A 10,294-nucleotide genomic window follows, 5' to 3' on the forward strand; every position below is an offset into this window, starting at 1 on the left:
GGCGATGCCTCAGAAATAGAGTCGTTGCGGGTTATGAACGAGCACAGCTTCGGCAGCGTCGGCGCCGCAGGCTTCCTGCACGAACGCGAGCAGACTGCTGTCGTCGGGCACGTCGCCCTTGATGTTGGGATGCGGCCAGTCCGTGCCCCAGATGGATCGCTCGGGTGCCGCTTGCACCAAGCGCCTCATCAGCGGCAATGCTGCCTCCCACGGCGGTGCCGCGCCTTGCATGACGCGGTCGACCCCAGACAACTTGATCCACCGCTTGTCATTGCGCAGATGACGCTCCAGCTCGCGCATGGCAGCTTCGTCCAGCGGGCGCGTCGCATCCTGACGGGCCATGTGGTCGATCACCAGCGGCACATTCAGGTCTTCCCACGCGTGGAGCACCGGCAGAAGCTGATCCAGTTGTCCATGCAGCAGCACGTGCCAACCCATGGGCCCGACGCGCTCGGCAAGTTCGCGCAAGCGGCCCAGATCACGGTCGCCCGGCAGGTGACCCATGAAGTTGAAGCGGATGCCGCGCACGCCGCCTTCGTGCAACTCGCGCAGGGCGTCATCACTCGTGGTGTGGTCGACCAGCGCGACGCCTCGGTAGCGCCCTTGCGTCATGGCCAGCGCGGCCAGTAGCGCACGGTGATCGGACTGGTAGCACGCCGCCTGCACCAGCACGCCGTGCGTGACACCCAGTTGCTCATGCAGCGCAAGCAGTTGCGTCATCGGGGCTTCCGCCGGGCGATACGACGCATCGGCCGGCAGCGGAAAGGCATCCCAGGGCCCATAGATGTGCGTATGGCAGTCCCACACGCCGCCGTTCAGTTCGCCTTGCATGATCAGTCGCACCGCGCCGTCATGCCGCCGTCGACCACGACTTCGGTACCTGTAATAAAGCGCGCCTCGTCCGAAGCGAGGAACAGCGCGGCATGCGCGGTATCACGCCCGTCGCCCATGAAGCCGAGCGGAATGCGGGCAAGGCGGCTTTCCAGCAGCTTGTCGACATCGCCGCCCGAGCGCTGGCCGGCGAGGCGCACTTCCACCATAGGCGTATGCAATTGCCCCGGCACCACGGTGTTCACGCGAATGCCCTTCTTCGCATACTCGACCGCCACCACCTTGGAGAGCTGGATCACTCCAGCCTTGCACGCGGCGTAGGCCACTTGCGCCGAACCCGTCCAGCGGATGCCCGAGGTGGATGCCGTATTGACGATGGCGCCGCTGCCCTGCGCTTCCATCACGGGCAGCACGTGCTTGCAGGTGAGGTACACGCTCTTGAGGTTGAACGCGACCTGCGCATCCCACTTGTCTTCGGACAGCGCCACCGGGCCGCCGGCAGCGGAACCGCCCACGTTGTTCACCAGGACATCGACGCGGCCGTATTGCTCAACACAGGCATCGACCATGCCTTTGACGGCTGTGGTGTCGGTCACGTCGCAGGTGTACGGCGTGACCTCACCACCGGCCTCGCGCACGCGGCGCAGCGTTTCCTCCATGGCCTCAAGGCTCTTGTCGACGGCGAATACGCGCGCCCCCGCCATCGCAAACAGCACAGCTACGGCGCGGCCGTTACCCCAGCCCGGGCCGACGCAGCCTGCGCCGGTCACGATGGCCACCTTACCTGCCAGACGGCCCGCGGCCGTGGCTTGTTCAAAGTCGGTCGTTGCTTGCACAGTGAATTCCTTGTTGCTTGTTGCTTGTTGCTGTTACATCGACAGTTGCGTCGGCAGTTCCGGCGTCGCACCGGCCGGCGCGGGCACGTTGAATGCCTTGATGGTCATCGAGATGAGCGTGTAGTAGCCGGCAATGCCGACCAGATCGACCACGCCGTTCTGGCCGATGGCGTCCACCAGTTCGGCGTACAGGCCGTCGTCTACTTCGCGCGTGGCATGCAGTTGGGTGAGGAACGCGAAGACGAGCGCCTCGTCGCGCTGCTCGAACGCCGGGTTCATGCCGTCGCGAATGGCGTCGATCACCGCCGGCGATACGCCGGCTTCCAATGCGAACGGCTTGTGCGCGGCCCATTCGTATTCGGCCAACCAGTAGCGGCCCATGAACAGGATGGCCAGTTCGGACAGGCGCGGCGGCAGGCTGCTGTCGTAGCGGCAATAGCGTCCGAGCGCCTGTGCGCGGTCGGCCAGCAGGGGGCGATGCAGCCAGACGGCCAGCGGGCCGCGCACACCCTTGCGGGGGCCATTGGCAATGGCGTCGTAGACGGCGCGCTGGTCTGCGTCCAGCGCATCGGGATTGAGGGCGGCAATGCGTTGCATGTTGGTGTTGCTCAGTGACTTAGTGGGTCAGCGCGTCGTGCGCCACCGCAGCTTGTGTGGCGGGCTTCTGCAGCTTAAGGAGAGAAGAACGGGCCTGCCCGCCGGTTTCGCGATGGAAGGCCTCGGCATCGAATGCGCCTTCCCAGCGGGCGATGGCGAAGACCGCAATGGTGTTCCCGACCACGTTGACGAGCGCAGTGGCGATCGCCATGACGCGGTCGATGCCGAACAGCAGGCCCAGACCCGCCACCGGCAGCGAACGCACCGATTGCAGCGTGGCCGCCAGCTTGACGAATGCGCCGCCGGCAACGGTGGTGCCACCCTTGAGGTCAGGCTCAGGATGGCAAGCAAACCCAGTTGCTGCCACAGCGAGAACGGTGTGTCCGTCGCCTGCGCAATGAAGCCCACTGCGATGGCCATGTAGATCGACGTGCCGTCGAGGTTGAAGCTGTAGCCGGCGGGCAGCACAAAGCCGACCACCGCTTCATCACAACCTGCGCGTTGCAGCTTCTCCACCAGACGCGGGAAGGCCACTTCGCTCGATGCTGTGCCGAAGATCAGCAGCATCTCGTCGCGAATCAGCTTGAGCACGCTGAAGTACGGCAGGCCGATCATCCAGCTGATCGAGCTGAGCACGCCAAACACGAACAGCAGCGAGGCGGCGTAATACAGCACGATGACCTTGAGCAGATACAGCAGCGTCACGCCGCCGTAGCTGCCCACCGCTGCGGCCATGGCCCCAAACGCGCCGAGCGGTGCCAGCTTCATGATGAAGCCGAGCATGCGGAACAGCACCTTCTGCGCTTCATCCATGCCACGCAGCAGAACCGAATCCGGACCCACCGAGAGGTTCAGTGCCAGACCCGCCAGGATCGAGATGATCAGCACCTGCACGATGTCGCCCTTGGCAAAGGCATCGACCAGCGTGTGCGGAATCAGGCTGAGCAGGTAATTGACGGCCGAGATGCCGCCAGCACCGCTTGTGGCCTTCACCGCATCAGCGCTTTCTGCGAGGTTGGTGGCGTGCAGCCCCACCCCGGGTTCGAACACGTTGACGAGCACAAAACCCAGCACCATGGCCACCGTGCTGACCACCTCGAAGTACACCAGCGACTTCACGCCCATACGGCCCAGCATGCGCAGGTCTCGCACGTGTGCCAGGCCCTGCACCAGCGTGCAGAAGATGATCGGGGCCAGCATCATCTTCAGCAGCGCGATGAACGCCTGCCCGATGGGCTTCATGGCAACGGCCCACTGCGGCGCGGCGATGCCGAGGACGACCGCACACGCCAGGCCGATCAAGACCTGCACGTGCAGCTTCTTCAGATGTTTCATGGTGTCTCCTGCGTCCAGTCGTTCAGTGCTCTGCGGCGAGAAGACGACGCAAGCTTGCTGGACTTGTATTGCTAGAAAGGCGGTCGTTGGGGACGTGAACGCCGCTGGCCGTATGGCCTGAGGGCGAGCCGTCTCCTGTACGCGTTGGTAACTTGTTATTTATAGGAAGCATAGATTGACGGTCTTTTCTTGACAAAGACCATGTGGACATACAAAGCTATGCCAACACGGCATATCTCGAAGCAAGCATGGACATCCGCGAACTCAAGAGCTTCATCCGCGTGGCGCGTGCCGGCAGTTTCAGCCGCGCAGCCGCCGAGCTGTACATCGCGCAACCGGCGCTAAGCCGACAGATCGCAAAACTGGAGGCGGAGATTGGTGTGCCGCTGCTGGTTCGGCATGGCCGCGGCGTCCGGCTTACCTCGGCGGGGTCGCGTCTGCTGGAGCGGGCGGAAATGATCACGCACCTGCTCAGCGAAACCAGCGAAGACGTTCGCGCCAGCGCGGATGAGGAGCGCGGGCATCTGGCCGTTGGCCTGCCGCCGACCATGGGTGCTCTGATCGGCGCCGATCTCGTCCAGGCCTTCCGGGCGCAGTGGCCCAGGGTGTCGTTGCATGTGCGTGAAGGCCTGAGCAGCTCGCTGCAGGAGTGGGTGCTGGATCGGCGCGTTGACCTTGCCGTCGTCTACAACCAGCCGCCGCTGGATGCATTCCACGTGCGCCCGTTGTTCAGCGAACCCATGATCCTGGTGGGGCCGCCCGGTTCAGAGGCCGATCAGCGCGAATACCAGATCCGCGACTTGGCCAGCATTCCGTTGATCCTGCCGGGCCTGCCGCACAGCAATCGGCGCCTGGTCGAACAGGCGGCCATCCAGCACGGTGTGCGGCTGCGCGTCGCGCTGGAAGTCGACAGCGTGTCGCTGACCAAGCAACTGGTAAAGGCCGGCGCTGGCTATTCGATCCTGACCTACATCGCGATCAAGGAGGAGATCGCACGCGGTGAACTCGTTGCGCATCGCATCGGCCGCCCCGGCATCCGTTCGAGCGTGGCGATCACGACCTTGCGCGAGAATCCCCCTTCCCGCTTTGCCGCTGCCTGGACAGCCCTGCTGCAAGACAGGCTCAAGCAGTTCATTGCGTCGGAATCGTGGAAGGCAGATGTGGTCTGGCCTGACGATCGGGCTCGTTAGCCGCTGGCCGCGCTGAAACGGCAATGGCAAGAGTCCATTGATCAATCTGCGCGGCTCTTTCTTGAGGATCATGAAAGATATCGCCAGGGGATCGCCCAAGGGGGCCGATACCTCATCTCGTCCGATCAGCCAGCGGCCGTGCCGCACTCGTCCTAATGCTGCCGCCGGCACCGTATCCGGCTGGTAGGGACGCGGAACTACAGAGCGCAGACTGCCATATGCACGTCACTGCTCCCAAACCTTGCCCGGATCGGACTGCGCCAATCGCGGACTGGCGCGAATAGTTGCCAACCCCGCAGTTGGACCAAACTACTTTGTTCAGGTACGGACCTTTTGTCTCCCCTCACCGGTTCGAAAAAAACTAATCCGGCACCACCGCCGTCACCTCAATCTCCACCTTGGCCCGGTCTTCGACCAGCGCCGCCACTTCCACCGCCGTCATCGCAATGCTGAAGCTGCCGATCAGCTCGCGGAACGCCTTGCCGATCTCTGGGTAGGCCTCGACGTAAGCCTTCTTGTCGGTCACGTACCACGTCATGCGCACGATGTGCTCGGGCTTGGCGTCGCCGGCGGCCAGCACCTCGACGATGTTCTGCAGTGCCTGGCGGACCTGGCCCGCCAAGTCGTCTGTGTGGAACACGCCCTGCGCATCCCAGCCGATCATGCCGGCCACGAACACCATGCGCCCGCGCGCGGACACACCGTTGGCGTAGCCCTTCGGACGCGGCCAGTTGGGAGGAGGAGTACTTCCATGATGCAATTCCTTCTGGTTCTATTGCGACTGCGGTTGAACGCTCGCTTCGATCGCCTGCCGCACATCGGGCGGCATCGGCATCGCGCGATGCGTATTGAGATCGGTGAATACCAGCACCTGCTGCGAGCGCACGCGCTGCTCATCGCCGGCCCAGCAATCCAGACCCAGTGTGAGCGACGCATTGCCCAGCCGCTCCAGCTTCAGCTTGAACTGCACGTCGTCGCCCATGCGGCTGATGGCGCTGAACTCGCAATGCAGCTTGACGATGGGCAGGCCGATGCGGCGCGGGCCCAGCATCTGCGCATATGAAACGCCCAGGCCGTCGGTAAACCAGTCTTCGACCAGGCCGTTGAACAGCACAAGGTACTGCGGAAAGTAGACGATGCCGGCCGGGTCGCAGTGTGCAAAGCGGATGCGCGCGGCGCGCTCGAAGTGGTAGTCACTCATGATTTGTCGTGTTCGCGCAGGCGGTAGCGCAACAGCTTGCCGACTTCACTGCGCGGCAGGCTCGCGCGAAACTCGATGGCGCGCGGATACTTGTACGGGGCCACGGTCTGCTTTACGAAGTCCTGCAGCGTCTTGACCATCTCCGGCCCCGCCGTGTGGCCCGGGTGCAATACCACGAACGCCTTGACGATCTGCCCACGCTCTTCATCGGGCTCGCCGATCACGCCGCACTCGGCCACGGCCGGATGCTGCATCAGTGCGTCTTCCACCTCGGGCGCGGCGATGTTGTAGCCGGACGAAATGATCATGTCGTCGGTGCGCGAGTGGTAGTGGAAATAGCCTTCCTCATCCATCACGTAGGCATCGCCCGTGAGGTTCCAGCCGTTGCGCACGTACGCGCGCTGCCGGTCATCGGCCAGGTAGCGGCAACCGGTCGGGCCTTGCACCGCCAGGCGGCCCACGGTGCCCGGCGGCACGGGCTTGCCGGCGTCATCCACAACGCGCGCGACATAGCCGGGGACGGCCTTGCCAGTGGCGCCGGGGCGCACGTCGGCATCAGCGGCGGAGATGAAGATATGCAGCATCTCAGTCGCGCCAATGCCGTCAATCAAGTCGATGCCGGTGGCGTTCTTCCACAGCGTGCGCGTGGCCACCGGCAGCGCTTCGCCCGCCGACACACAGCGGCGCAGCGGCGTGGCACGCAGCTCGTCTCCACGCGCCGCGATGTTGCGGTACGTGGTGGGCGCGGTGAACAGCACCGTCGCGCCAAACGTGCGGATGCCATCGACCAGATCATTCGGTGACGCCTTCTCCAGCAGCACCGTCGATGCACCCACGCTCATCGGAAACAGCAGCAGGCCGCCGAGGCCAAACGTAAACGCCATCGGCGGGCTGCCGATGAAGATGTCGTCCGCGCGCGGCTTCAACACATGCGGCGGCCAGCACGCGCAAATGGCCATGATGTCGCGATGAAAATGCATCGTCGCTTTCGGCACGCCCGTCGTGCCCGACGTGAAAGCGAGCAGGCACGTGTCATCTGCCGCCGTATCCACGTTGGTGAAGGTGTCCGGCTGGCGGGCCATGGCAGCCTCCAGCCCTTCCGGCGTGTCATCGTGAAAGCACAGCATCTGCACAGGCTTGGCCGCTTGCGCCACGGCATCGCGCAACTCGTCGACGAGCCGCGCATCGCACAGTGCGAAGCCGATCTCGCCCTTGCCCAGAATCTGCCCCAGCTCCTTGGCGCGCAGCAGCGGCATGGTTGTCACCGCAATGGCGCCAACTTTCATCACGGCAAACCAGCACGCGGCAAGCATCGGGCTGTTGGGCGAGCGCAGCAGCACGCGGTTGCCCGGCACAACGCCCATCTCATTGACCAGCACGTTGGCGATGCGGTTGGCGTGCGCCTGCAGATCGGCGTACGTCCAGCGGATGCCGGGCGCCTGGATGCAGAGGCGGCCGCCCTCGCCTGCAGCAACGCGGCGGTCGAGCAGTTCGGTTGCGCAGTTCAGCTGCGGCGGAAACTGCAGCGCCGGCAGGTCGAAGCGATACACCGGTTGCAGCTCCGCCGGCGGCAGCCGGTCGCGGGCGAAGGTGTCGATATGGGCGCTAGGCATGGCGAGCTCTCCGTCTCTGGGCTGGGCAGTGTCAGTGCGCTGCAGGCGTGGCCGCACGCAGCAGTTCGCGCGCGATGATCAGTTGCTGCACTTCCGTCGCGCCTTCGTAGATTCGCAGCGAGCGGATCTCGCGGTACAGGCGCTCGACCGGCTGCTCGCTCACCACGCCCAGGCCGCCCCACATCTGCACGGCGGCGTCGATCACCTGCTGCGCGTTCTCGGTGGCGGTCAACTTGGCCATGGCAGCCTCGCGCGTCACGTTGCGGCCCTGGTCGCGCTGCCACGCGGCGCGGTACGTCAGCAACGCGGCGCTGTCGATGGCGGTGGCCATTTGTGCGAGCTTGGCCTGCGTGAGCTGGAAATCGGCAAGTACGCCGCTGAACATCTTGCGGGTGGTGGCGCGCGCCAGCGCTTCGTCCAGCGCGCGGCGTGCAAAGCCCAGCGCGGCTGCGGCCACCGAGGTGCGGAACACATCCAGCGTGCGCATCGCCACCTTGAAGCCCTCACCTGCCGCGCCAACACGCTGGCCGGCCGGGATACGACAGTTGGTAAAGCGCAGGCGCGCCAGCGGGTGCGGCGCAATCACGTCGATGCGCTCCGCAATCTCAAAGCCCGGCGTACCGGCCTCGACGATGAACGCGCTGATGCCGCGCGAGCCCGGCGCCTCACCGGTGCGGGCAAACACGACGTAGAAGTCTGCGATGCCGCCGTTGGAAATCCACGTCTTCTCGCCGTCGAGCACATAGTCGTTGCCGTCTTCACGCGCGGCGCAGGCCATGGCGGCCACATCGGAGCCGGCATCCGGTTCGGACAGCGCAAATGCAGCGATAGCCTCGCCGCGCGCAACCTTCGTCAGATAGCGTTCACGCTGCTCCGGCGTGCCGTGCAACGAAATGGCGCCCGACCCCAGCCCCTGCATCGCAAAGGCAAAGTCGGCCAGGCCGGAGTGGCGCGCCAGCGTCTCGCGGATCAGGCAGATGGCGCGCGTGTCGATGGTCTCGGCCGCGCCGCCTTGCGCCGTGCCGCCCACGGCGTGGCGCAGCCAACCGGCCTGCCCGAGCGATTTGACCAGCGCGCGGCACTCGGCATCCACATCGGGGCCGTGGTCGTGCGGAATGTGCTTCGTGGCCCAGGCGTCGAGTTCGGCTTCGAGCTGGCGGTGTTTGTCGTCAAAGAAGGGCCATTGCAGATAGTCTTTGTCGCTCATCTCAGTTCCCCTCGAACACCGGTTTCTGCTTGGCGACAAATGCGTGATACGCGCGCGAGAAGTCTTCGGTCAGCATGCAGATGGCCTGCGCCTGCGCTTCTGCCTCGATAGCCTGCTCGATCGTCATCGTCCATTCCTGGTGCAGCATCGTCTTGGTGATGCCGTTGGCAAAGGTCGGGCCCGCGGCCAGGTCGGCAGCCAGGGCTTGCGCTTGGCTCCAGCACCTCGGCTGGTTCGCACAGGCGGTTGAAGAAGCCCCAGCGCTCGCCCTCTTCGCCGCTCATCGAGCGGCCGGTGTAGAGCAGTTCGCTCGCGCGGCCCTGCCCGATGATGCGCGGCAGGATCGCGCAGGCGCCCATGTCGCAGCCGGCCAGGCCAACGCGGTTGAAGAGGAACGCTGTCGTGCTGCGCGCCGTGCCCAGGCGCAAGTCGGAAGACATCGCCAGGATCGCGCCCGCGCCCGCGCACGCCGTCAATTGCCGCGACAATCGGCTGCGGGCACGCGCGCATCGTCTTCACCAGTTCGCCCGTCATGCGCGTAAACATCAGCAGCTCGGGCGCCTTCAGTTGCACCAGCGGGCCGATGATTTCGTGCACATCGCCGCCGGAGCAGAAGTTGTCGCCCGCGCCGGCCAGCACGATGGCCTTGACGTCATCCGCCCACTTGAGCTGATGAAACAGGTCACGCAGCTCGGCATACGAATCGAACGTGAGCGGGTTCTTGCGCTCGGGCCGGTTGAGCGTGATGGTGGCAACGCCGCCTTCCACGCTCCACAGAAAGTGCTTGGCTTGATAGCCCGCCAGCGGTCGGCGGTTGCCGGCCAGCAAGGCCGGGTCCATATGGTGATTCGGGTCGGTCATGGTTGGGTCGGGTTCGTTCAAGGTTGATCTTCGCGGGCGTCCAGCTCTTGCTCGCGCTGCGCGAGGTGGACGCGCAGGTGGCCGAGCTGCGCATACAGCGCGTCTTTGTTGGCCATGCCAAGGCCGTCGAACATCTCGATCAGCCAGCGTTCGTGCTCGGCGGCCATCTCGGCAAAGTGGCGGCGGCCGGCGTCGGTCAGCAACACGCGAAAGGACCGGCGATCATCCGGATCCGCCTCGCGTTTGACAAGCCCTTCCTTCTCCAGCTGGTCGGTCAGGCCGGTGACGTTGCCGCCGGTCACCATCAGGTAGCGCGACAGCACGTTCATGCGCAGTCCGTCCGGGTGACGATCGAGTTGCGCCAGATAGTCGAAGCGCGGCAGCGTGGTGTTGAAGCGCGTGCGCAGGCGCTGGCGGATCTGCTGTTCGATCTGCGTGCTGCATGCCAGGAGGCGCAGCCAGATCTTGACGTCCATGTGATCATCCACATGCGCACGGGCTTCAGGCCGATACGTTCGTCGCCCAGCGCATGCACGACGGCGTGGTGGCCTGAGGCGCGCGTGGCGAGTGCGGTTTTGCGCCGGGTGCGTTCGTTGCTCACATTACCTCCCCGCCGGATACCG

General features: G+C 65.0%; 8 protein-coding genes and 3 pseudogenes. 1 reads left to right on the forward strand and 10 read right to left on the reverse strand.

Annotated elements, in window-relative coordinates; translation table 11 throughout:
* Positions 1 to 9 precede the first annotated feature (9 nt).
* From OWR21_RS00160 to OWR21_RS00180, 4 genes and pseudogenes are all read right to left on the reverse strand, one after another.
* Positions 10 to 831 carry an amidohydrolase family protein gene (locus OWR21_RS00160; protein ID WP_147214788.1) on the reverse strand — a complete coding sequence of 274 codons (822 nt, stop codon included), beginning with the start codon at positions 829 to 831 and terminating at the stop codon, positions 10 to 12.
* 2 nt (positions 832 to 833) lie between these two features.
* Positions 834 to 1,667: an SDR family NAD(P)-dependent oxidoreductase gene (locus tag OWR21_RS00165; RefSeq protein WP_332394290.1), complete on the reverse strand. Its 834-nt coding sequence runs from the start codon at positions 1,665 to 1,667 to the stop codon at positions 834 to 836.
* Between the two features lie 33 nt (positions 1,668 to 1,700).
* Positions 1,701 to 2,264: a carboxymuconolactone decarboxylase family protein gene (locus OWR21_RS00170; protein ID WP_332394291.1), complete on the reverse strand. Its 564-nt coding sequence runs from the start codon at positions 2,262 to 2,264 to the stop codon at positions 1,701 to 1,703.
* A 19-nt stretch (positions 2,265 to 2,283) separates the two neighbouring features.
* A pseudogene (locus tag OWR21_RS00180) lies at positions 2,284 to 3,599 on the reverse strand (cation:dicarboxylate symporter family transporter).
* Between the two features lie 248 nt (positions 3,600 to 3,847).
* On the opposite strand from OWR21_RS00180, the gene OWR21_RS00185 reads away from it, so the two are divergent.
* Positions 3,848 to 4,789, forward strand: coding sequence for a LysR family transcriptional regulator (locus tag OWR21_RS00185; protein WP_147214784.1), 942 nt, complete (start codon positions 3,848 to 3,850; stop codon positions 4,787 to 4,789).
* 361 nt (positions 4,790 to 5,150) lie between these two features.
* Here the strand turns inward: OWR21_RS00185 and OWR21_RS00190 are convergent, their stop codons facing one another.
* From OWR21_RS00190 to OWR21_RS00215, 6 genes and pseudogenes are all read right to left on the reverse strand, one after another.
* Positions 5,151 to 5,549: a RidA family protein gene (locus OWR21_RS00190; RefSeq protein WP_332394292.1), complete on the reverse strand. Its 399-nt coding sequence runs from the start codon at positions 5,547 to 5,549 to the stop codon at positions 5,151 to 5,153.
* 12 nt (positions 5,550 to 5,561) lie between these two features.
* Entirely contained in the window at positions 5,562 to 5,990 is a 429-nt protein-coding gene (locus OWR21_RS00195) for an acyl-CoA thioesterase (RefSeq protein WP_027679569.1), read from the reverse strand.
* Positions 5,987 to 7,603, reverse strand: coding sequence for an AMP-binding protein (locus OWR21_RS00200; protein WP_332394293.1), 1,617 nt, complete (start codon positions 7,601 to 7,603; stop codon positions 5,987 to 5,989). The genes OWR21_RS00195 and OWR21_RS00200 overlap by 4 nt, the downstream gene beginning before the upstream one ends.
* A 31-nt stretch (positions 7,604 to 7,634) precedes the next feature.
* Positions 7,635 to 8,810: an acyl-CoA dehydrogenase family protein gene (locus OWR21_RS00205; RefSeq protein WP_332394294.1), complete on the reverse strand. Its 1,176-nt coding sequence runs from the start codon at positions 8,808 to 8,810 to the stop codon at positions 7,635 to 7,637.
* A gap of 1 nt (position 8,811) precedes the next feature.
* Positions 8,812 to 9,671: pseudogene (locus OWR21_RS00210) on the reverse strand (enoyl-CoA hydratase family protein).
* A 17-nt stretch (positions 9,672 to 9,688) separates the two neighbouring features.
* Positions 9,689 to 10,272: pseudogene (locus OWR21_RS00215) on the reverse strand (MarR family winged helix-turn-helix transcriptional regulator).
* Between the last annotated feature and the right edge of the window lie 22 nt (positions 10,273 to 10,294).

Source organism: Ralstonia sp. 1B3, from assembly GCF_036631435.1.